The following is a 20,869-nucleotide window of genomic DNA, read 5'->3' as shown; positions in this document are numbered from 1 at the left end:
CGCAGGTCAGAGTACCGATTCGGTATCCGGGCGCAAGCCCTGATACAGTGTCACAGCGCGGTTCACCAGAGCCGCACGGGGCTATAGCGCAGTTGGTAGCGCGTCTCGTTCGCATCGAGAAGGTCAGGGGTTCGATTCCCCTTAGCTCCACCCAAGAAGGGCCCGGTCATCGACCGGGCCCTTTCTCTGTGTCGCCCCGACCCTGCTGCGAACCGCCACGCGGCACGCACTCTAGGCGTGCCGACGATCAATCGCATGCCCCCAATTGTTTTGGCATGACTATTGATGAATAGATACCGGCGAGTAAGAGCCTTTTCCATTTCGGGGGTCTGAATATTCGAGCCGCCGGCAGTTCTGCGCGCACGATGCCGGAGTGCAGTCTGAAAGCCTCATTTTGCTGTACAGCAGGGGTTTTGAATTATTCGCCTACTGCCTAAACCGTTAGCTCGGTCACATCGGTAACGCTGTCCAGGTAATAGCCGATAGAACGCAAACGGCTATTACTCTGCAGGTCAGCGCATTTGCGGACCTTGCCGAATAGCAGTAACGTTTCGGTAAATTACATGATCCGCGCAGGACCGCGAGCGCCCGCGCTCACCAAGTTCGCTGCCGGGGAGGAATCGGTTCACCAGCGAACAGATGTGACGCCACCAACGGGAGGGGGCGTCGAACGCGTCTGTTGGAAAGCATCAGAGGCAGTTCATGACAGCGGTCATCGAGGTTCGTTCCGAGCCCGAAGAAATACCGAATACCCATCCGTCGTTCGCTTTTCGTGGCGTCGCGCTGATCGCCTCGATCGCCGCGATAGCGCTGACGGTCACCGCGGGACGCTTCGACTTCTTCGGCGATGAACTCTATTTCCTTTCCGCCGGAAGACGACTCGACTACACCTTCGCCGATCAGGGTGCGGTGGTACCACTGTTCGCCTGGATCGCCGACACGCTCGCGCCGGGATCGGTGACGGCACTGCGGTTCCCGGCCATCCTGATGTGTGTCGGTGCGATCGTGGTGTCGGCGCTGATCGCCTACGAACTCCGGGGCAGTCACCGCGTGCAACTGCTCGCCGCGGCCACCTACGCGACCTCCAACCTGGTGGCCACCCAGGTCATCTTGAGCACCTTCGCCTTCGACGCCACCCTCACGGCCGTGATCACCTGGCTGTTCATCCGCTGGGTGCGGACGCGCCAGGACTGGCTGATCGTCGTGGCGGGACTGGTTGCCGCCGTTGACATGCAAGTGAAGTGGATGATCCCGATCGTCTGGGGATCCCTCGGCCTCGCCGTCATTCTGTGCGGACCCCGCGAGGTTCTGCGTCGTCCCGCACTCTGGGTGGCGTCGGGCATCCTTACGCTGTCGCTGGTTCCGATTCTGTTCTGGCAGTCGCAGCACAACTGGCCGCAGTTGGCCATGGGCTCGATTATCGCCGCCGAGCAGGATGCCACCGGATTCGGTCAGCTGGGATTCGTTCCGCAGTGGCTCGGTTTGGCGGGTTTCCTCGGCGTATTGCTGATGGCTGTCGGATTCTGGGCTGTGTTCAAACAGGAATCGTTACGGCCGTACCGATTCATTGCGATCGCCTTGGTGATCATGACCACAGTTGTTATCGTCACGCGCGGTCGGCCTTACTACCCGACGGGCTTCTTCCCGGCCATGTTCGCCCTCGGCGCCGTCGGCCTGTGGCAGTACGACCGGAAACGGTGGATGAATCTGGCGATGATTCCGGTCGCCGCCCTCTCGGTATTGGGATTCATCGTCTCGATCACGGTCACGCCGCTGCCCGCCAGTTGGCGCTTTGTCGCCGAAGACGGCATCGATCTCGGCATTCGATCGGGCTTCTGGGGCACCACCAATTGGACGGCACCGGTCGCGGCGGTCGACACCGGTTACGACAAGCTGTCACCCGCCGAGAAGGCGAATGCGGTCGTTGTGGCCCAGGGTTATTGGCAGGCGGGCGCCGTCGAACAATTCGGCGGGCAATACGACCTGCCTGCCACCTACAGCCCGAGTCGGGGCTTCGGCTTCTTCGGCCCACCACCGGACTCCGCGACCTCGGTGATCTACCTCGGGCTCGATTCCGCCGAGCCCGAATTGCGCTCCCGTTTCACCGAAGTGGAACGGGTCGCGCACCTCGACGACCCCATGGGCATCCCGGGCATCGACCGCATGACGGCCGTCTGGGTGTGCAAGGGCCCGAAGCAGCAGTGGTCGACCGCCTGGGACACCATGACCACCCTGTACTTCGATCTCGGTCTCTGGCGAGACCACCGGGCCACCACCCGGCCCACTCGCTGAGTCACGCAGAAACGCGAAAGGCCCGCCTCACCGGAGGCGGGCCTTTCGATACTCGGGAGATCGCGGTCAGTTCTTGACCAGCTCCGGCTCGTCAGCGGCGTCCTGCACGGGTGCGGCGTGCGGGTCGGTCGCCGCGCGGTTCGGCAGCAGGACCGCCATGACGATCACGATCAGGGCCAGGGCGGCCGAGATCAGGAAGGCCAGGCGCATGCCGTCCAGGGTGGCGGTGGCCGGTGCGACGCCCTCGTCGATGAGCGAGGTGCTGCGCGCCGACATGACGGTGACCACCAGGGCGGTGCCGAAGGCGGCCGCCACCTGCTGGATGGTGCCAAGCATCGAGCTGCCGTGCGAGTACAGGTTCATCGGCAGGGCGCCCAGACCCAGGGTGAACACCGGCGTGAACGCGGCGGCCAGCGACACCATCAGCAGGATGTGCAGGCCGAGCAGCTGCCAGTACGGCATGTCCGTCGAGATCTGGGTGAAACCGGCCAGCGAGGCGAAGATGCCGATCGAGCCGGGGATCACCAGCGCGCGCCCACCGAACTTGTCGAACATCTTGCCGACTGTCGGGCCGAGCAGACCCATCGCCAGACCACCCGGCATCACCAGCAGACCGGTCTGCAGTGGGCTCAGCCCGCGCAGGTTCTGCAGGTACAGCGGCAGCAGGATCATCGAGCCCATCATCGCCAGGAACGCGATCGACATGAGCACCAGCGCCTTGGTGTAGGTGCCCTGCAGCAGCACGCGCAGATCCAGCAGCGGGGTGCCGTTGCGCTGCAAGCTGATCTGACGCAGCGCGAACGCCGCGATCAGTGCGACACCACCGGCGGTGATCAGTGCCGCGGTGGTGTAGCTGTCACCGTGGAACTTGCTCAGACCGAACACCAGCCCACCGAAGCCGAGGGCGGCCAGCGCCACGCTGGGGAGGTCGAGCGTGCCGGGCTGCGGCTCGCCGACGTTCTCGAGCTGACGCAGACCCAGCCAGGTGACCACACCGGCGATCGGCAGCATCACCACGAACAGCAGTCGCCAGGATTCGATCCCGGGGATCTCGATCTGCAGGATCAGGCCGGAGATGACCGGGCCCATGGCGGGCGCGACCGAGATGGCCAGGGTGACGTTGCCCATCACGCGGCCACGGTCCCGCTCCGCCACGACGGTCATCAGGGTGGTCATCAGCAGCGGCATCATCACCGCGGTGCCACCGGCCTGGATGACGCGGCCGATCAGCAGTATCGCGAACGTCGGCGCGAGAGCCGAGATCACGGTGCCGACGATGAACACGCCCATCGCGGCCGCATAGGCCTGCCGGGTCGTGACCCGCTGCAGGAACCAGCCGGTGGTGGGGATGATCGCGGCCATCGTGAGCATGAACGCGGTGGAGACCCACTGCGCGGCGACCTCGGTGACGTGCAGGTCGCTCATCAACCGCGGGATCGCGTTGATCATGATGGTCTCGTTGAGGATGACGACGAAGGTCGCGAGCACCAGCACGCGGATGACGGTCGGTGTCTTGCCCTTCGTCATCGGTGGGGAGACGTCGGCTGGCATCGGGGTACCTCCGGGAAACATGGGAGCGGCTGGGCGGGAGCTGTGGCCCGATACCGAGTCGACGATGTCCCGGCACCACATGAGAAAAGACGGATTCCGTCGGTTTAACTCATCGGGCGCCGGTCAGTATTCCGGTCGGGTACGACACAAATCACCTGGTTTTTCGGGTGCGCGCTGGTCTGTGCGGGCTCGAAGCCACAGGTCAGCGGGGTTATCGAAGCGAATCTCAGATCCGATGGTGAGCCTGGTCACTGCGGGATCCGGGCTCATGACCGATCGGTGTGTTCGCCTGTGTTTACCTCCGGACGCCGGGTATACCGGGATTGTGACTACATCGAGAACGTGGCTTGCTGTGGTGTGCGCGATGATTGCTGCTCTCGGGGGTGCGAAGGCATCGGCCGATCCGGGGGCCTATGTGGCGGGGGAGGCGCCGCTGGGTGGTAGGTCCGCTCAGATCGATGTGTATTCGCCCGCGATGGGGCGGGTGATCCAGAACAAGGTGATCAAGGCTGCGGGGGCTGGGGCGCCCACGTTGTATCTCCTCACGGGGGCAGGCGGTGGCGCGGACGGGATCTCGTGGTGGGACAACACCGATGTCCGCAACTTCTTCGCCGACAAGTTCGTGAACGTGGTGATGCCGGTCGGCGGCGCGTTCACGTTGTACACCGACTGGGTGTCCGATGATCCGGGGGTCGGGCGGGTGCGGTGGGAGACGTATCTGACCCAGGAGTTGCCCGGGGTGATCGACGGTGCGCTCGATGCGAGCGGGCGCAATGCGATCGCGGGGGTGTCGATGAGTGCGTCGTCGGCGCTGGACCTGGCTATTCAGAGCGGGACGCGGTTCTCCGCGGTGGCGGCGTTGAGTGGGTGTCCGTGGGCTTCGGATCCGATGGGGATCGCGATGGCCAGTGCGCAGGCGGTGCGTGGTGGTGGGAATCCGGGGAACATGTGGGGGATTCCGGGTGGGCCGGGGTGGCGGGAGCATGACGTCTTCGCCAATGCGGGGCGGCTTGCGGGTAAGACTATTTTCCTGTCTGCCGCGACGGGCTTTCCTGGAGCGAAGGATCGTGGGTTGCCGATGCCGCCGATCGAGACTTTGGCGGGGGCGTGTACGGCTGCCTTTGCGGGGCGGCTTGGGCAGTTGGGGATTCCGGCTGTGCATGTTCATCGGCCGACTGGGTCGCATACGTGGGGGCAGTTCGAGGCTGATTTGCATGAAGCGTGGCCGCATCTGGCCGCGGCTATCGGGTGAGGAGACAGGCCGGTGTGCACGGTGTGGTGGGTGGGTTGTGGAAGACGGGGACGGGTTGGGGTGCGCGGTGTGGTCGGGAGTGTGGTGGGTGGGTTGGGAGGTGTGTGAAGACCTGGACAAGCTATGTGCTGGGGGTGGTGGGTGAGTTCGGCGTGGTCTGTAGGGCGGAAACTGCTTGGGGGTGTTGGGTGTTGGGTGGGGTGGGGTGGCGGGTGCGGCGGGACCACCACTGGAGGAGTGCGATACCGATCAGGGCCAGTAGGGCGGTTGTGAGGCTGATCGGCAGGCCGGGTGGGCGCCAGGTGACGGTGAGGGTCGCGTTGTGGGTGCCGGGAGGGATGTCGACCGCGACGAAGGTTCCCGCGACTGCTCGGATGGGGATTTCGCTGTTGCCGAGGGTGGCGGTGTAGCCGGGCCAGGCCAGGCGGGACAACACGATTCGGCCGCCGGTGCCGGAGGAGACGGTGGCGCGGTTGGTGAGGCCCGCTTCGGGCATGACGGTGGCGTGGACGCCGGATTCGTGGGCGATCAGGTCGCCGGGGGAGGGCAGCGGGTTCAGTCGTTCCAGGACCCAGATCTGGCGTTCGTGGCCGGGGTAGTGGACGAACTTCCAGCCGGCGGGGGCGGGGTCGTTTCCCGCGTGGGGGTACTGACTGCGTTGCAGGACAATGCGATCCAGCCGCATCAGGTCGACGATCGGTGTGTCGGTCGACGGTTCGACGGCGAAGACCCGCCGGTACGCGTCCGGGCAGGTGCCGCCGTCCCATGCCATGCACAGCAATCCGGCGAAGGCCGCGTGCCCGACGGGGGTGTAGCCGTTCACGTACTGCAGACCGAGGTTCTTGGCATAGCTGCCCAGTGCGATGGAGCCGTAAGTGCCCGCGAGCGTGCGCTCTTCGTCGCGCACCATGATCCGGTCCGCCAATTGCAGTGTGCGACCACCGAAATCGGGGAACGCGGCGGTCATGTCCGAGCGCTGCTCGGCGAAACCGTAGGACATCGGGGTTCGCGGTGCCGATGCCACCTGGGCGAACGCGATCGGGAATGTCGCGACGATGGTCAACGCCGCCGCGGCCGCGATCCCGCGAGTGCGTGCCAGCCACACCACCCCGGCGCCGAGCCCGACCACCACGAACGCGGCGAGGGCATGGCGTTCGACGAGTTTCGGTGCGGCGGAGAACGATCGGATGAACAGCAAGGCGATCAGGGCACCCGCCGCCGCGTACCGCCGCCGCGACGCAGTGAAGTCCCCGTACCGGCTGATCAGCACACACACCAGCACAAGCAGCGCGATCGCGAGCATCGGCAATACCCGCGCCGGCCATCGCAGCGGTCCGATCGCGCCAGGTCCCGCTGTCCACATCAGGGTCGCCACCGCGAACAGCGCGATGCCGCTCCACGACGCGGCATGACGCGCCGCGGCCTTCCAATCGATGAACGCGAGCGCCGGAATCACGAACCACGCGATGTAGACCATCGGCAGTGGCTGCACATGTCCCCACCACGCGGTGAACGCGGGCACGGTGCTGGGCAGGCTCGCATTGAGCGATTCCGACCACGGCACGGTCAGGAAGGGGTCGTTGTGGATGGTGGAGACGTCACCGCGCCAGGTGGCCTGTGAGGACAGCAGGATCGGCAGGTTCGCGATCATCGACGCGAGCACCGCGAGCCCGGATGCCGTGAGCAGCCGCAGAACCGGCGCCCACTTGCGCTGGTACAGGTACTCGCCCGCGGCGACGGTGGCGATCATCAGTCCGGATTCGACTGCGGGAAAGGCGTATTGGATGGTCAGTGCCAGGTACAGGAACACGAAGACCGGAATCGGCCCTGAGCGCCCGCGTGCGTAGAGAACGGCCGAGGCCCAGGCGTGGACCAGCCAGGCGGTGCCGGTCTGCGAGGTGAACCAGCTGGCCTCGTCGAAGAACAGGAACCACCCACTGAACGGAAACGCCACGCCGGCGACCGCGGCCCACGGCGCACGGGCGCCGTAGGCCAGGCAGATACGGAACACGCCGAGCGCGGCGATCGCGGCGAACACGAACTTCACGGCGGTCGCGTACAGGGCGAGATTGTCGAACGAGGGCGCCAGCAGATACACCAGCAACTGCGCGGGGTTGTAGAGCCCGGCCTCCTCGAGGCTGTAGTTGCCCGCCATCCATTCCCACGGCACCATCGCCGGGAAGCGGCCTGCCCGCAATTCGGTACCGAGCAGTTGCCACATGGGCACGTACTGCGCCTCGGTGTCGTCGGTATAGAAGTGCCGCGAATCGCCAAGTAGCACAGCGAGATACCCGACCAATACGGCGGCGACGACCACACCGGCCCACTGCACGACTTGTTTTCGCGGTTCGAGCTCCGCGCGTACCCACACGAGCGCGGGAGTTTAGGGCATCCAGGTGAATCGAACAATAGCGTGCGGTATCCACGCCGGGGTGGTGGACGTTTGTCCAGCTCAGATGTGGTTAGGGTGGGGTTTGATAGCATGGCGCAACCCGAGCAGGACCCTTCGAGAGAGTCATCAATTGCAGTTCGAATTCGTCGAGCGGGACGAGACCTGGGTGGCCGGGCTTCCGGTCCGCAGTCCCAAACGCGCACTCGGTGAGCTGCGCGACCGTGACCTCGAAGCAGCCTGGTCGGCGGTCCTGCATCAGGATCTCGGCGGGCCACTGGCCAGCGCGTACACCGACTACACCGGCGAGCTGAGCACCTACAACACCCAGATCGTGGGTTATCAGTGCGATTCGCTCGAGCAGGTCACCCGTGGACATCTGGCGGCGCGGCTCCCGCGCGGCACCTACGCGCGCTTCTCCTCGGTCGGTAACTTCCCGCAGGTGATGACGGATCTGTGGACCCAGATCGCCTACGCCGAAGAACACAACCAGATCAAGCGCACCTTCACCGGCGATTTCGAGTGCTACCCGCACGCCTACAAGATCGACCTGTACCTGGCGGTCGACCCGCGATGACCTATTCGATCGTGGTCCGTGGCGCGGCGCTGTACGGAGGGCTGGCGGTGCCGCGGGTGCACCCGAGCTTCAAGGTGAGCAACAGCGACCTGATCGAGTTCCTCAAAGACCGGCTGCGCGACCGTCCCGGCGGCGGCGAACCGCTGCACACGGTCTACGTCCCGGATCCGGCGGGCAACTGGAACGCGCTGGTCGCCCGCGAATACGCCACCCCCGCCGACGTGCCGGTCGGCGATCTCATGCTGGCTGTCCCCAAGGGCATCTACGCCCGCTTCGCGCCCAACGGCGACTATCACGACCCGGTGGAAGACGTCTGGGCTCAGGTCGACGACGCGACCGCGTCCGCCGAGATCTCCCGCGCCTACCGCGAGGAGATCGAAGTGTGGCACGGCCCCGATACGGTCGAGTTGTTCGTGTCGATCACCGTCGATAGCTGAAAGTTAGCCGAATTCGAACCGATCGGTTTGCATTACCTCGCCTTGCGTGTATACACCCGTTCTGACCTGGGGTTATTTCAACTGGCTCAGAAGGTTACCGGAAAATTAGCCACTCGTATGGTGCATTCGTTCCGAATGACGGATACTGCACCAGTTGGCATCGGTAGGAAGCCGACCGCGCACGGGCGTTGAGCACGGAGTAGGAACACGATGGCTGTCGAAGAAATACTGGCTGGAGTGTGGTTGCGGAGCATTCACCGTCGGGCCGAATCGGTCGAGGTGCTCCCGGCGCGGGATCGGATCGCTCCATGACCGGCCCCGACTATCCGGCGATGGATCATCGCCCGCTCGTTCTCGACCCGACCGACCCCGCCGACACGGCAACTCTGCGGCAGCTGTCGGACCTGGCCGGAATCCGCACCGACGACCTGCGTGCCGGGCTGCGTGCCGAGCTGGACCGGCTCACCGGTGTGCCGCCGGGGATCGACGCGGGCGAGGAACGCTGGGTCTACTACCCGTGGCGACGCGCGCTGGTCGCGATCCTCGGGCCAACGGCGTTCCAGGCGATTCGCTCCGACCGCAACCGCAACAAACTCACCAGGAGCGAACAGCAGCGCCTCACCCAGCTGAGGGTCGGCGTCGTCGGGCAGAGCGTCGGCCACTCGATCGCCTACACCCTCGCGCTCGAGGGGGCCTGCGGGCTGCTGCGCCTGGCCGACTTCGACACGATCGAGCTGTCGAATCTGAATCGAGTGCCCGGCGGGCTGTTCGACGTCGGCGTGAACAAGGCGATCGTCACCGCGCGCCGGATCGCCGAACTCGACCCCTTCCTGCCGGTCGAGATCTGGCCCGCGGGTGTGCTGGCCGACACGGTCGACGAGTTCCTCGACGGGCTGTCGGTGGTGGTGGAGGAATGCGATTCCCTCGACATCAAATTCGCGGTGCGCGAGGCCGCGCGCAGGCACCGGATGCCGCTGCTGATGGAGACCAGCGACCGTGGTCTGTTCGATGTCGAACGCTACGACCTCGAACCCGACCGCGAACCCTTCCACGGCCTGCTCGGCGCGACCACCGGCGAACAACTGGCCGACCTCGACACCAAGGCCAAGGCACCGCACGTGCTGCGGATCCTCGACCCGGGGCAGCTGTCCTCGCGGATGGCGGCCAGCCTCGCCGAGATCGGTGAAACGATCACCACCTGGCCCCAACTCGGCAGCGACGTGCAGCTCGGCGCCGCGATCGTCACCGCGGCTGTCCGCCGGATCGGGCTCGGCGCCAAGCTGTCCTCCGGTCGCACCCGCGTCGACCTCGACGCCACCCTCGACTCCCTCGCCGAACCCGGATACCTCGACGACGGCATCGACGCCGTCGTCGATGACCCCGTCGAACCGCCGCCTGCCGACCCGGTCGCGGCGATACTCGCCTGCGCGCAGCGCGCGCCGTCCGGCGGCAACGTGCAGCCGTGGCGGTTGCGCGGCGATACCGAGCTGATCGAGCTCGCCCTCGATCCCGCGGGGTCGACGGCCATGGACGTGCGCCTGCGTGGCAGTGCTGTCGCGATCGGTGCCGCAGTGCACAACGCCCGCGCTGCCGCGGCTGCGCACGGGTTGCTCGCCGACCACGAACTGGTCGTCGACGACCCGGCCGCCCCCTTGATCGCCCGATTGCGACTGCGTGCGGGCACCGACCCCGACCTCGCCGCCGACTATCCGCTCGCGCTCGCCAGGCACACCAACCGCCGCCTCGGCCGCCCGGCGCCGCTGCCGGGAACGGTCCTGCCCGCGCTGGCCGTAGCCGCCGCGGCCGAACAGGCGAGCGTGCGCGCCATCACCGGTGTCGACGCGCTGGCCGAGGCGGCGCTGTTGCTCGGCGCCAGCGATCGCGTCCGCTACCTCACGCCTCAGCTGCACGAACAGCTCTACGCTGAATTGCGTTGGCCAGGTGAAGATTTGATGACCGGGATCGACGTGCGCACGCTCGACCCGGCCCCGGACGAACTGGCGAAGATGCAGGTCGGTCGCCGCACCGATGTCATGGATCGGTTGCGCGAGTGGTCGGCGGGTTCGGCGCTCGGCGAGTTCACCGTCGACCGGGTGCGGGCCAGCTCCGCGCTGGTGGCGATCACCTTCGGTGCCCGCGACGGTGAGCCGGATCTGGCCGGCTACGCGCGGGCCGGTGCCGCGGTGGAAAGAGTATGGCTACGTGCGCAACTGCTCGGTCTCGCGGTGCAGCCGGTGTCGCCGGTGTTCCTCTATGCCGACCGGCCCGATGATTTGCGCAGCGTTTCTCCCGAGTTCACAGATACACTTGCCAGCATTCAGAGACGTTTCCTGGACCTGCTGGGAATCCCTGAGGATGAGAACGTGGCATTGGTTCTTCGTCTGAGCTACGCCGCGGCTGCGAGCGTTCGCAGTCGACGGTTGCCGGTGCCCGGCAGTAGAACTGTGCCGGTGCCCGGCAGTAGCAACGACGGATAGCGCGGATCGGAGACAACGTGCCTCGGCAAACGCTCGACTCACTGGTGACCCAGGTCGCCTCCGAGTTGATGGGTGTCGACGCCACGACCATGGTGGCGGTGAGCGAGCGTGTGCTCGCCTCCCTGGTCGAGCACTTCGATGTCGACGTGAGCTATCTACGCCACACCGACCGTGCGCGGCGTACGACCGTCCTCATCGCGGAATGGCCACCTCGCGTCGACATTCCCGATCCCGATCCGCTGCGCGAGGTCGAATTCGAGCATGCCGATTCGGTCTTCCGCGCCCTCGAATACGCCGTCGAACCGATCATCGTCCGACCCGATACCGCCAGCGCCGACTATCAGGAGACGATCCGCAAGTCCTCTGGCATCCCCGAGGTGGCCATGGCCTGCGTGCCGTTGGTCTCGCGCGGGGAGTCGACGGGCGTGCTCGGTTTCGTGAAGATGGGCGACCGCGCGTGGTCCAAGCGCGAGCTCAACGTCCTCAAGGCGATCGCCGCGCTGTTCGCACAATTGCAAGCGCGCGTGGTAGCCGAGGAGAAGCTGCGCTACATCGCCCTGCACGACGATCTGACCGGTCTGGCCAACCGCCGCGCCCTGCTCGAGTACATGGAGCAGCGATTGCGGGCGGGCAATCCGGGCCCGATCGCCACCTTCTTCCTCGATCTGGACCGGCTGAAGGCGCTCAACGACTTCCTCGGCCACAGCGCGGGCGACAATTTCATCCGCACGCTGGCCCACCGGCTGCGCGAGAATCTGGAACCCGACGACATGATCGCCCGGCTCGGTGGCGACGAGTTCGTGATCGTGCCCGCGGCGCCGATGGACGCGGTCGCCGCCGAACTGGAGGCGACCCGCATCCAGGAGCTCATCGGGCGCCGCGTCTCGGTGGGCCGGGAATCGGTCAGTCGTGGTGTGAGTGTCGGGGTGGCACTCGGCATTCCGGGCGAGACCCAGGTGTCGGATGTGCTGCGCCGCGCCGATCACGCGCTGTTGTCGGCGAAGTCCGGCGGCGGCAATGGGGTTGCGGTGTTCACCGACGCCATGCGCGCGCAATTCGAACTGCAGGACGACGTGGAGCTGAACCTGCGCAGCGCGGTGTCGGACGGGTCGCTGGTGCTGCACTACCAGCCCGAGGTCGACCTGCGCACCGGGCGGATCGTGGCGCTGGAAGCGCTGGTGCGCTGGCAGCATCCCACGCGCGGGCTGCTGCCGCCTGGCGCGTTCGTCTCGGTGGCCGAGGCCACCAACCTGGCCGGTGAACTGGGCCGGTGGGTAATCCGTTCCGCCTGTTCGCAATTCGCGGATTGGCGCCGACGCGGGCTGGCCTCGAATGTGGTGATCCGGATCAATGTCTCGCCGGTGCAGCTGGTTTCGGTGGATTTCGTCGAACGCATCGAAGATGTCCTGCAGCTGTTCGGCATCGACGGCAGTTCGGTGTGCCTCGAGATCACCGAACATGTCGTGGTGCAAGACCTCGTGCGTACCCGGCTCACCCTGCGCGGGCTCAAGCGGATGGGCGTGCAGATCGCCATCGATGACTTCGGTACCGGCTACAGCTCGCTGTCGCATCTCAAGGCGCTGCCGGTGGACGCGGTGAAGATCGACCGCGGGTTCGTCCAGCGTCTCGGTGACAGCAACGACGACCTGGCGATCGTGAAATCGATCATTGGACTCGCAGGCTCGTTCGGCCTCGGCGTGGTCGGCGAGGGCGTGGAGACGGCGATGGCGGCGCGCACGCTCGTCGGACTCGGTTGCTATCGCGCGCAGGGCTTCCTGATCGCACGGCCGATGCCCGCCGAGGAAGTCGAGGCGCAGTTACGGGAGGGCCGTATTCCGCTCGATCTCGATCTGCCGCGAGCGGGCCGCGGCGTGGCGCCGAGCTGATCGCGAATATGCCGGCTGGTAGATGGCTGCTGCTGGAGACCCTCGCCGGGGATCTCGAGCCCACCCTCGTCGCCGAGGACGCCACCACCAGACCGTGGACCGTTGCCGCGCGGCTGCACCGCACGGTCGGTCCGGCGCGTGCTCGCCTCGTCGTCGACACGGTGCGCCGATGCGTAGCCGCCGGCGACCCGCAGCGCGCGGTCGAGGGTGACAACGTCGTGCTGGCCGAGCCGATTCGCTGCGCCTTCGACGGAATCCACGGCGTCCAGGTCTGGGTCGGTCCGGTGGACGCGCCGGTCCGGCCGAAACGGCGGGTCGCCGCATGGGATTGGGACGCGGTCACCGAACTCGCCCATCACGGGCCCGGTTTGGAGGAACTCGTCTTCGCCAGGGAGTCGGAGCACGTGCAGGTGGTCCGCACGCCGCCCGACGCGTTCGGGCGCATGGTTCGCTTCGACGGCCGGGTCGACTATTTCGACATGGCCACCCGGCTCGAGCCTGGCGGGCACTGGCAGGGCGAGGTCGACATGCTCGGTGACGACGACGGCGTTCGCCGATTCCAGATGGTGACAAGGGCGCGACCCGAGCAGCGCAGAGTGAGCGCGTTGATGCACGCGCTGCCCGAACTCGGCGATGACGCGGCGGCCGTCGACCCCGACGTCGCGATGCTGCGTGCGGTGTCGCAGCGCAGCGGTGTCGGCGTCGGCATCGTCCTGCTGTCGAGCGGGATCATCTACGAATGGGCAGCGGATCCGCCCCCGCCCCTTGACCGGTGGGCGGTGGAACGACCGGCCATCGATCCCGCGGATTTCGCCGCACTGCGGGCGGCGTGCGCTGACGCCGCCCGACGGCCGGGTACCTCACAGCGGCTCGCACTGCGCGTGCGCTTCGCGGAGGGGGAGTGGATCAACGCGGACGCCGAGCTGGTGACCATCACCACGGCCGCCACCGGTCACGGGTTGCTGCGCGTCTGGTCGGCCGACCACCCCGGCTGATCGCCGTCCGATCCGGCGTCTTCGCTGGTCGGCGGGTTGTGCGGGCAGGCGGTCCCGGTGTCCCGATGCTGGTTGGTCGCATCTTTCGACGCTGTTCACTTCCCGTTCCTCGGGCATAACCCCTGGGTAACCCGCGCGGCGCGACGATCGGCGGGTGCGCATCGTGCAGCTAGCCAATTTCTATGGCCCGCGGTCGGGTGGGTTGCGCACTGCCCTGCACCACCTGGGTGAGGGCTATGTGGCAGCGGGGCACGAAGTGGTGCTGATCGTGCCGGGGTCGCGTCGTTCCGAAGAGGTGCTGCCCACGGGCGCGCTGCGAATTACCCTGCCCGCATTGGGAATTCCGTGGACCGGTGGATATCGGGCAGCCGATCCGCGGCGGGTGGCCGATGTGCTGTCGGGGTTGTCGCCGGATGTGCTCGAGGTGTCCGACCGGCTCACGCTGCGCGGATTCGGCCGATGGGCGGGGCGACGCGGAGTGGCGAGCGTGATGATCTCGCACGAGCGGCTGGACCGGCTCCTCGGCCAGTTCTTGCCCGGACCCGCGGCGCGCCGCTGCGCCGATGTCGCCAACCGGCGCACGGCCGACGACTACGACATGGTCGTGTGCACCACTGATTTCGCGCGCGAGGAATTCCTGCGGATCGGCGCGCCCAACGTGGAACTGGTGCCGCTCGGCGTCGACCTCGACCTGTTCAGCCCACGCCGCCGCGACCTCGGCCTGCGCGCCGATCTCGGCGTCGCCGGACACCCGCTGCTGGTGCACTGCGGACGGCTCTCGGTGGAGAAGCGCGTCGACCGCAGCATCGAAGCGGTCGGCGCCCTGCATCGAGCCGGGGTGCCCGCCCGCCTGGTCGTCGCGGGTGACGGCCCCCGCCGCGAGTCACTCGAACGCCGCGCCCGCACCCTGCCTGCCCTCCCGGGCGGCGCACCGGCGGTCCACTTCACCGGGTTCATCAACGACCGCGCGATGGTGGCGAAACTCCTTGCCACCGCGGATGTTTCACTCGCCCCCGGCCCGCACGAAACCTTCGGCCTCGCCGCCCTGGAGGCCTTGGCGGCAGGCACCCCGGTGGTCGCGAGCCGCTCCTCCGCCCTCGCCGACATCGTCACCACCGAGTGCGGAGCCATCGCCGCCGACCGCCCCCGAGCCTTCGCCCAGGCCGTCACCGACGTCCTGGCCATGCCGACCTCCGGTCGCCGCCGAGCCGCCCGCTCCCGCGCCGAACAATTCGGCTGGCCCCGCGCGGTCGCGGGCATGCTGGCCGTGCTCGGCAGGCCGTAGCCGCTATTTCCAGGCGGCGAGCAGGGTGGTCGCCTCGCTGCCCAGCGCGGCCTGGAGGAACGGGCCGAAGCTGATGCGGGCTACGCCGAGGCCGGCGAAGTAGTCCTTGGCCGGGGTGCCCGGTTGGCCGATCGCGTTGATCGGCAACGGCAGGTCGGTGGTGAGCCGGCGCAGGTCGGCGTCGGCGTGCTTGCCCACCGGGTACAGCACGTCGGCGCCCGCTTCGGCGGCCAGGGTCAGGCGGGCGATAGCGCGGTCGAGGCGGTCGGATTCCTCGCCGTCTTGCCGGAGGAACAGGTCGGTGCGGGCGTTGACCACCACGTGGACGCCTGCCGCGTCGGCGGCTTCGCGGAGGCCGCGGACCAGGTCGGCGTGTTCGGTGGGGGTGCGAAGACGCTTGCCTTCGCTGTGGACGGTGTCTTCGATATTGAGGCCGACGGCGCCCGCGGCGAGCAGGCCGTCGATGAGCTGTAGCGGTTCGAGGCCGTAGCCGGATTCGATGTCGACCGAGACCGGGACCTCCACCGAGGCGGTGACCTGGGCGACGCGGGCGAGGAGTTCATCGAAGCTCATACCCTCGCCGTCGGCGCGGCCGATCGAGTCGGCGACCGGGTGGCTACCCATGGTCAAACCCGAAAAACCGGCCGCCACAGCGACATTCGCCGACCACGCGTCCCATACGGTCGGCAGCACCACCGGATTTCCCGGACGGTGCAGTTCGAGCAGGGTTTTCGCCTTGGTATCCAGAGAAGTCATACCCGCGATGATGCCCCAGGCGTCCGACAAGGGCTATACGCAGCCGGATTTGGGCGGGCAGTTCACCTGAACATCCAGCACGCGCGCGCCGGGGCCCTCCGCGCCGAGGCGGTCGTGCTCGTTGACGAGCTTGCACGAGCCGAGCGAGAGGCAGCCACAGCCGATGCAGCCGGTCAGGTTGTCGCGCAGGCGGACGAGCTGGGTGATGCGGTCGTCGAGATCCGCACGCCAGGTCGTCGACAGATTCTCCCAGTCGCGACGGGTCGGGGTGCGGCCTTCTGGGAGCCGGTCCAATGCCGACCGGATCTCACTGAGTGGGATGCCGACTCGTTGCGAGATGCGGATGAAGGCGACCCGGCGCAACGTCTCGCGAGAATATCGGCGTTGATTGCCGCTGGTTCGACGGCTCGATATGAGACCTTCGCGTTCATAGAAGTGCAACGCGGACACTGCAACTCCACTACGATCGGAAAGCTGCCCGGGGGTCAGCTCCTTCGTTTGCCAATCGGCCATCGTCATCTATAGCTCCTCCCACTTCCACCTAAACAATACTTCAGGTATTCGTGTCCTGTACGAAAAATGAGCGGAACAGGTGTGCGAACGCGCACTGACGGGCCGAACCCAGCGCGTTGCGGCTCGCAGACATGCCGTCCTCGCATTACGGTTTGCAGATGGGAACCGCCCCCGACTCACGCCTGACCGTCACCTCCGAGGTAGGCAGGCTACGGACGGTGCTGCTGCACCGCCCCGGTGCAGAACTACGCCGACTCACCCCGAGCAACAACGATCAGCTGCTGTTCGACGGCATCCCCTGGGTCGAGCGCGCGCAAGCCGAACACGACGCCTTCGCCACCGTACTGCGCGAGCGCGGGGTGGAAGTGCTGTTATTGGCAGATCTGCTGACCGAAACCCTCAGTGCCAGTGGGGCTGCCAGGATCCAGGGCATCTCGGCAGCGGTCGACGCCCGCAGGCTCGGCCACGGCCTGGCCGACCAGCTCGCCGCCGAACTGCGCAAATTCGACGCACGCGAGCTCGCCGACATCCTGATGGCCGGGATGACCTTCGACGAGCTGCCGTTCGGCCCCGACGCGACCTCGCTGGTGCGGCGGATGCACCACGGCGGCGATTTCGTCATCGATCCGCTGCCGAATCTGCTGTTCACCCGCGATTCCTCGTTCTGGGTGGGTCCGAAGGTCGCCATCACCTCGCTGGCCCTGCCCGCCCGCGGCCGCGAGACCTCGATCACCGACCTCGTCTACGCGTTCCATCCGCGCTTCCTCGGCGTGCGGCGGGCCTACGAATCACACACGGCGCCGATCGAGGGCGGCGATGTGCTGTTGCTCGCCAAAGGTGTTGTCGCCGTTGGTGTCGGCGAGCGAACGACGCCCGCGGGCGCGGAAGCGTTGGCGCGCAGCCTGTTCGACGACGACCTCGCGCACACCGTGCTGGTGGTGCCGATCGCGCAGAACCGGGCGACCATGCATCTCGACACCGTCTGCACCATGGTCGACTCCGACGCGGTGGTCATGTATCCCGGCGTGCGGAAAACGTTGGAGGCGTTCACGATCCGTCGCGAGGACGGTTTCTCCGGACGCGGCGATCTCGAACGCATCAGCATCACCGGACCCGAACCCTTCCTGCCCGCCGCCGCCACCGCGATGGGCATCGCGAAGCTGCGCGTGATCGACACCGGCCGCGAAGGACCCGACGCCGAACGCGAACAGTGGGACGACGGCAACAACACCCTCGCCCTGGCGCCCGGCGTGGTCGTGGCCTACGAACGCAACGAAATGACCAACTCGCGCCTGACCGAGGCGGGTATCGAGGTGGTCACCATCAGTGGCTCGGAGTTGGGCTCCGGCCGCGGCGGTCCCCGCTGTATGTCCTGCCCGCTGTCCCGAGACGAGGTGTGAGCACCGTGTTCCACGTCGAGCTGTCCACCGATTCCACCCAGCCGCCCTATGAGCAACTACGGATGGCCGTGATCGAACAGGTCCGCGCGGGCACGCTCACCGCGGGCACCAAGATCCCCACGGTCCGCGCGCTGGCCGCCGACCTCGGCATCGCCCCCAACACCGTCGCCCGCGCCTATCGCGAACTGGAAGCCGACGGCGTCCTCGAAACCCGCGGCCGCCAAGGCTCGTTCATCGCCTCCTCCGGCGACCCCACCCGCGATATAGCCAGCCGCGCCGCCGTCGACTACGTCACGACCACCCGGCGACTCGGCCTCTCCGACGCGGACGCGGTCGATCTGGTCCATCGAGCACTGAATATTTAGCGCCAGCTGGGTAGCCAAAGATGGTCCTGCCAGTTCTGTGGCGTGATCGGATGACCCGTGAGGATCGGCCACAGCCAGACGAAGTTCGCGATCACCAAACCAAGGTAGATGCTGACGATCAGCAATCCGAGCGCGTACCGCTCGTTCACCGGGGTGGGTAGATAGGTGCCCGTCGGGCTGCGCGGTATTCCAGCCGGCCTCGCCGAGCCGAGAATGTCACCGAGGGCCAGCGCCATCCCCATCACCAGGAACGGCGCGAGCACCACCGCGTAGAAGAAGTACATCTGCCGGTCCAGCGTCAGGAACCACGGCAGCAGCCCGGCGCCGTACCCCACCAGGATCGCCGCGTAGCGCCAGTCGCTCCGCACGACCGAACGCCACACCATCCAGCCGATCAGCGGCAGTGCCAGCCACCACAGCGCTGGTGTGCCGACGGCCATCACGGCCTTCACGCACTGCGCTTCACCGCAGCCGGTGACCGTGCCGTCCGCGTAGTAGTAGAGCATCGGGCGCAGGCCCATCGGCCAGGTCCACGGCTTGGATTCCCACGGATGGTGGTTGCCCGCCGAATTGGTGAGGCTGGAATGGAAGTCGAGGGTTTCGCCCTGGTAGTACCAGAGCGAACGCAACGCGTCGGGCACGAAGGCGAACGCACCGCCGCTGCCGACCTGATTGCCGACCGCGTACCGGAACACCCCGGTCTCGCTGGCGAACCACGCCCAGTACGAGGACAGGTACACCACCAGCGGAATCACCACCAGCGCGTACAGCGCCGGCCCCACGTCGCGCACCATCGTGCCGAGCCAGGGCCTGCGCACCCCGTACGCGCGTCGCGCGCTCACGTCGAAGGCCACGCTGAGCAGGCCGAAGAACATGATGTAGTAGACGCCCGACCATTTGGTGCCGCACGCCAGCCCGAGCAGCACGCCCGCGCCGAACCGCCACCAGCGCACGCCGAGTCGTGGCCCCCAGTCCGAGACGCGGACCCGACCCGCCAGATCGGCGCGAGCCATTCGCTCGCGGACTTCGTCGCGGTCGACTATCAGACAGCCGAAAGCCGCGGTGACCAGCAGCGACATGAAGATGTCGAGCATGCCGATGCGGGAGGAGACGAAGGTCAGGCTCTCGGCGATGAGCAGCACGCCCGCGAACGCGCCGATCAGCGTCGACCGGGCCATCCGGCGCACGATTCGCACCACCAGCAGCACCAGGATCGTGCCCGCCAGCGCCGCGGTGCCGCGCCAGCCCCACGCGTTGTAGCCGAAGATCGCCTCGCTGATGGCGATGAACTGTTTGCCGACGGGTGGGTGCACGACCAGGCCGTAGGCGGGGTTGTCCTCCACACCGCCGCCGGTGACCATCTGCCAGGCCTGTGGGGCGTAGTGCTTTTCGTCGAAGACGGGAGTGCGCGCGTCGGTCGGATAGTTCAGGTTGGCGAACCGGGTCACCGCGGCGATGAGGGTGAGTACACCGGTGACCACCCAGCCGCGCGCGGTGTCGAGCGGACCGAAATCGGGGGCCGGGCGCAGCGGCGCGGGACTCACCGACGCCGACGCGGGGCGCGCCGGGGGCATCGCGCGCTCATCGGTCACCGGGATCACGCCCCGATCGTAGGCGGTACGCCCACTGAAGTCCGACCCGACACCGCGCCCCCTCGTTTCCCCACCTACGCGCGCACAGCGGCGGCACGCTCGCCTGACAGAATGTACGGGCGCCATCTGCTCATCGCACGCACCGCTCGCCGTACACGATCGCCTGCGGCCAAAATACCGGAGAGGCGGGACAACACTGTGTTGGTCTTAGCGGCAACCCCCATGGGCGATATCGGCGACGCGTCGCAGCGACTGCGCGACGCGCTCGGTTCGGCCGACGTGGTCGCCGCCGAGGACACCCGTCGCACGAAATCGCTCGCGAAGGCGCTCGGCGTGGAGATCACCGGCCGCGTCGTCAGCTTCTACGATCACGTGGAAACCGCCCGCATCCCCGCCCTGCTCGACGACATCGAGAGCGGCCTGCAGGTCCTGCTGGTGACCGATGCAGGCATGCCGTCGGTGAGCGATCCCGGTTATCGACTTGTCGCGGCCGCCGTCGCACGCGACCTGCCGGTCACCTGTCTACCCGGGCCCTCCGCGGTCACCACCGCGCTGGCCCTGTCCGGTCTCCCGGTGGAACGCTTCTGCTTCGACGGGTTCGCCCCACGCAAGGGTGGCCAGCGCCGGGAGTGGCTGCGCACCTTGGCCTCCGAACAACGCGCCATCGTCTTCTTCGAGGCACCGCACCGCCTCGCCGACTGCATGGCCGACGCGGTCGCGGTCCTCGGGCCCGACCGTCGCGCCGCCATCTGCCGCGAACTCACCAAAACCTACGAGGAGGTCGTCCGCGGCACCCTGGGTGAACTGGCCGCCTGGTCCGCCGACGGCGCCCGTGGCGAGATCACCGTGGTTCTCGAAGGCTCCCAACCGGTTTCGGCCGAGCCCGCCGAATTGGTCGACGAGGTCGAGACATTGGTGGCGGGCGGGATGCGGCTCAAGGACGCCTGCGCCGAAGTCTCCGCGGGCCGCGGCGCTTCCCGCCGCGAACTGTACGACGCCGTCTTGGCGGCCAGGTCCGCCGAAGACTGATCGCGAGCGGCTGCGATGGGTCACCGTCGGTCGCGGACCTGCCTGGCGAACGACGGTGACCCCGGTGAGCTGA

16 protein-coding genes and 1 tRNA gene are annotated in these 20,869 nt (G+C 67.2%); 12 read left to right on the top strand and 5 right to left on the bottom strand.

Annotated elements, in window-relative coordinates; genetic code table 11:
* The first annotated feature begins 77 nt into the window (after window positions 1–77).
* Both ACWZHB_RS24175 and ACWZHB_RS24170 read left to right on the top strand, forming a co-directional pair.
* Window positions 78–150: transfer RNA gene (locus ACWZHB_RS24175), tRNA-Ala, on the top strand.
* Between the two features lie 552 nt (window positions 151–702).
* Complete coding sequence (locus ACWZHB_RS24170; RefSeq protein ID WP_427904110.1) at window positions 703–2,292, top strand: glycosyltransferase family 39 protein; 1,590 nt, start codon at window positions 703–705, stop codon at window positions 2,290–2,292.
* A gap of 66 nt (window positions 2,293–2,358) precedes the next feature.
* Here ACWZHB_RS24170 and ACWZHB_RS24165 read toward each other — a convergent pair whose 3' ends face one another.
* A complete protein-coding gene (locus ACWZHB_RS24165; protein ID WP_427904109.1) occupies window positions 2,359–3,843 on the bottom strand; it encodes an MDR family MFS transporter in 1,485 nt (494 codons plus the stop codon).
* Between the two features lie 364 nt (window positions 3,844–4,207).
* Here ACWZHB_RS24165 and ACWZHB_RS24160 point away from each other — a divergent pair, with 364 nt between their 5' ends.
* Window positions 4,208–5,095, top strand: coding sequence for an alpha/beta hydrolase (locus tag ACWZHB_RS24160; RefSeq protein WP_427904108.1), 888 nt, complete (start codon window positions 4,208–4,210; stop codon window positions 5,093–5,095).
* A 121-nt stretch (window positions 5,096–5,216) separates the two neighbouring features.
* On the opposite strand, the gene ACWZHB_RS24155 is transcribed toward ACWZHB_RS24160, so the two are convergent.
* Complete coding sequence (locus ACWZHB_RS24155; protein ID WP_427904107.1) at window positions 5,217–7,466, bottom strand: glycosyltransferase family protein; 2,250 nt, start codon at window positions 7,464–7,466, stop codon at window positions 5,217–5,219.
* Between the two features lie 151 nt (window positions 7,467–7,617).
* Between ACWZHB_RS24155 and ACWZHB_RS24150 the strand changes: the two genes are divergently transcribed.
* From ACWZHB_RS24150 to ACWZHB_RS24125, 6 genes are all read left to right on the top strand, one after another.
* Window positions 7,618–8,061, top strand: a complete 444-nt coding sequence (locus ACWZHB_RS24150) for a GyrI-like domain-containing protein (RefSeq protein WP_379325758.1) — start codon at window positions 7,618–7,620, stop codon at window positions 8,059–8,061.
* Window positions 8,058–8,498 (top strand): AraC family transcriptional regulator, encoded by a 441-nt coding sequence (locus ACWZHB_RS24145; RefSeq protein ID WP_427904106.1) that lies wholly within the window; start codon window positions 8,058–8,060, stop codon window positions 8,496–8,498. Before ACWZHB_RS24150 ends, ACWZHB_RS24145 begins: the two co-directional genes overlap by 4 nt.
* A 308-nt stretch (window positions 8,499–8,806) precedes the next feature.
* A complete protein-coding gene (locus ACWZHB_RS24140; RefSeq protein WP_427904105.1) occupies window positions 8,807–10,975 on the top strand; it encodes an Rv1355c family protein in 2,169 nt (722 codons plus the stop codon).
* 68 nt (window positions 10,976–11,043) lie between these two features.
* Entirely contained in the window at window positions 11,044–12,861 is a 1,818-nt protein-coding gene (locus ACWZHB_RS24135) for a putative bifunctional diguanylate cyclase/phosphodiesterase (protein WP_427909278.1), read from the top strand.
* 8 nt (window positions 12,862–12,869) lie between these two features.
* Window positions 12,870–13,856 carry a GAF domain-containing protein gene (locus tag ACWZHB_RS24130; RefSeq protein ID WP_427904104.1) on the top strand — a complete coding sequence of 329 codons (987 nt, stop codon included), beginning with the start codon at window positions 12,870–12,872 and terminating at the stop codon, window positions 13,854–13,856.
* 154 nt (window positions 13,857–14,010) lie between these two features.
* Entirely contained in the window at window positions 14,011–15,141 is a 1,131-nt protein-coding gene (locus ACWZHB_RS24125) for a glycosyltransferase (RefSeq protein ID WP_427904103.1), read from the top strand.
* Window positions 15,142–15,144: 3 nt separating this feature from the next.
* Here the strand turns inward: ACWZHB_RS24125 and ACWZHB_RS24120 are convergent, their stop codons facing one another.
* Window positions 15,145–15,897 carry an isocitrate lyase/PEP mutase family protein gene (locus ACWZHB_RS24120; protein WP_427904102.1) on the bottom strand — a complete coding sequence of 251 codons (753 nt, stop codon included), beginning with the start codon at window positions 15,895–15,897 and terminating at the stop codon, window positions 15,145–15,147.
* A gap of 33 nt (window positions 15,898–15,930) precedes the next feature.
* Window positions 15,931–16,416 carry a redox-sensitive transcriptional activator SoxR gene (gene soxR, locus ACWZHB_RS24115; RefSeq protein WP_427904101.1) on the bottom strand — a complete coding sequence of 162 codons (486 nt, stop codon included), beginning with the start codon at window positions 16,414–16,416 and terminating at the stop codon, window positions 15,931–15,933.
* 152 nt (window positions 16,417–16,568) lie between these two features.
* Here soxR and arcA point away from each other — a divergent pair, with 152 nt between their 5' ends.
* Complete coding sequence (gene arcA, locus ACWZHB_RS24110; RefSeq protein WP_427904100.1) at window positions 16,569–17,810, top strand: arginine deiminase; 1,242 nt, start codon at window positions 16,569–16,571, stop codon at window positions 17,808–17,810.
* Window positions 17,811–17,815: 5 nt separating this feature from the next.
* On the top strand, window positions 17,816–18,175 hold the full coding sequence (locus ACWZHB_RS24105) for a GntR family transcriptional regulator (RefSeq protein ID WP_427909277.1): 360 nt from the start codon (window positions 17,816–17,818) through the stop codon (window positions 18,173–18,175).
* On the opposite strand, the gene ACWZHB_RS24100 is transcribed toward ACWZHB_RS24105, so the two are convergent.
* Window positions 18,172–19,776: a dolichyl-phosphate-mannose--protein mannosyltransferase gene (locus ACWZHB_RS24100; protein WP_427904099.1), complete on the bottom strand. Its 1,605-nt coding sequence runs from the start codon at window positions 19,774–19,776 to the stop codon at window positions 18,172–18,174. The two genes, ACWZHB_RS24105 and ACWZHB_RS24100, sit on opposite strands and share 4 nt — an antisense overlap.
* Before the next feature lie 189 nt (window positions 19,777–19,965).
* Between ACWZHB_RS24100 and rsmI the strand changes: the two genes are divergently transcribed.
* Window positions 19,966–20,796: a 16S rRNA (cytidine(1402)-2'-O)-methyltransferase gene (gene rsmI / locus ACWZHB_RS24095; protein WP_427904098.1), complete on the top strand. Its 831-nt coding sequence runs from the start codon at window positions 19,966–19,968 to the stop codon at window positions 20,794–20,796.
* The last annotated feature ends 73 nt before the right edge of the window (window positions 20,797–20,869 follow it).

This window comes from Nocardia sp. FBN12, from assembly GCF_054031145.1.
This window is presented reverse-complemented; position numbering and strand designations above follow the sequence as displayed.

Excerpts from the sequence above, each read along its gene's own strand:
- ACWZHB_RS24170 (WP_427904110.1), top strand. The coding sequence starts at position 703 with ATGACAGCGGTCATCGAGGTTCGTTCCGAGCCCGAAGAAATACCGAAT.
- ACWZHB_RS24165 (WP_427904109.1), bottom strand. The coding sequence starts at position 3,843 with ATGCCAGCCGACGTCTCCCCACCGATGACGAAGGGCAAGACACCGACC.
- ACWZHB_RS24160 (WP_427904108.1), top strand. The coding sequence starts at position 4,208 with ATGATTGCTGCTCTCGGGGGTGCGAAGGCATCGGCCGATCCGGGGGCC.
- ACWZHB_RS24145 (WP_427904106.1), top strand. The coding sequence starts at position 8,058 with ATGACCTATTCGATCGTGGTCCGTGGCGCGGCGCTGTACGGAGGGCTG.
- ACWZHB_RS24140 (WP_427904105.1), top strand. The coding sequence starts at position 8,807 with ATGACCGGCCCCGACTATCCGGCGATGGATCATCGCCCGCTCGTTCTC.
- ACWZHB_RS24135 (WP_427909278.1), top strand. The coding sequence starts at position 11,044 with ATGGGTGTCGACGCCACGACCATGGTGGCGGTGAGCGAGCGTGTGCTC.
- ACWZHB_RS24130 (WP_427904104.1), top strand. The coding sequence starts at position 12,870 with ATGCCGGCTGGTAGATGGCTGCTGCTGGAGACCCTCGCCGGGGATCTC.
- ACWZHB_RS24120 (WP_427904102.1), bottom strand. The coding sequence starts at position 15,897 with ATGACTTCTCTGGATACCAAGGCGAAAACCCTGCTCGAACTGCACCGT.
- soxR (WP_427904101.1), bottom strand. The coding sequence starts at position 16,416 with ATGACGATGGCCGATTGGCAAACGAAGGAGCTGACCCCCGGGCAGCTT.
- arcA (WP_427904100.1), top strand. The coding sequence starts at position 16,569 with ATGGGAACCGCCCCCGACTCACGCCTGACCGTCACCTCCGAGGTAGGC.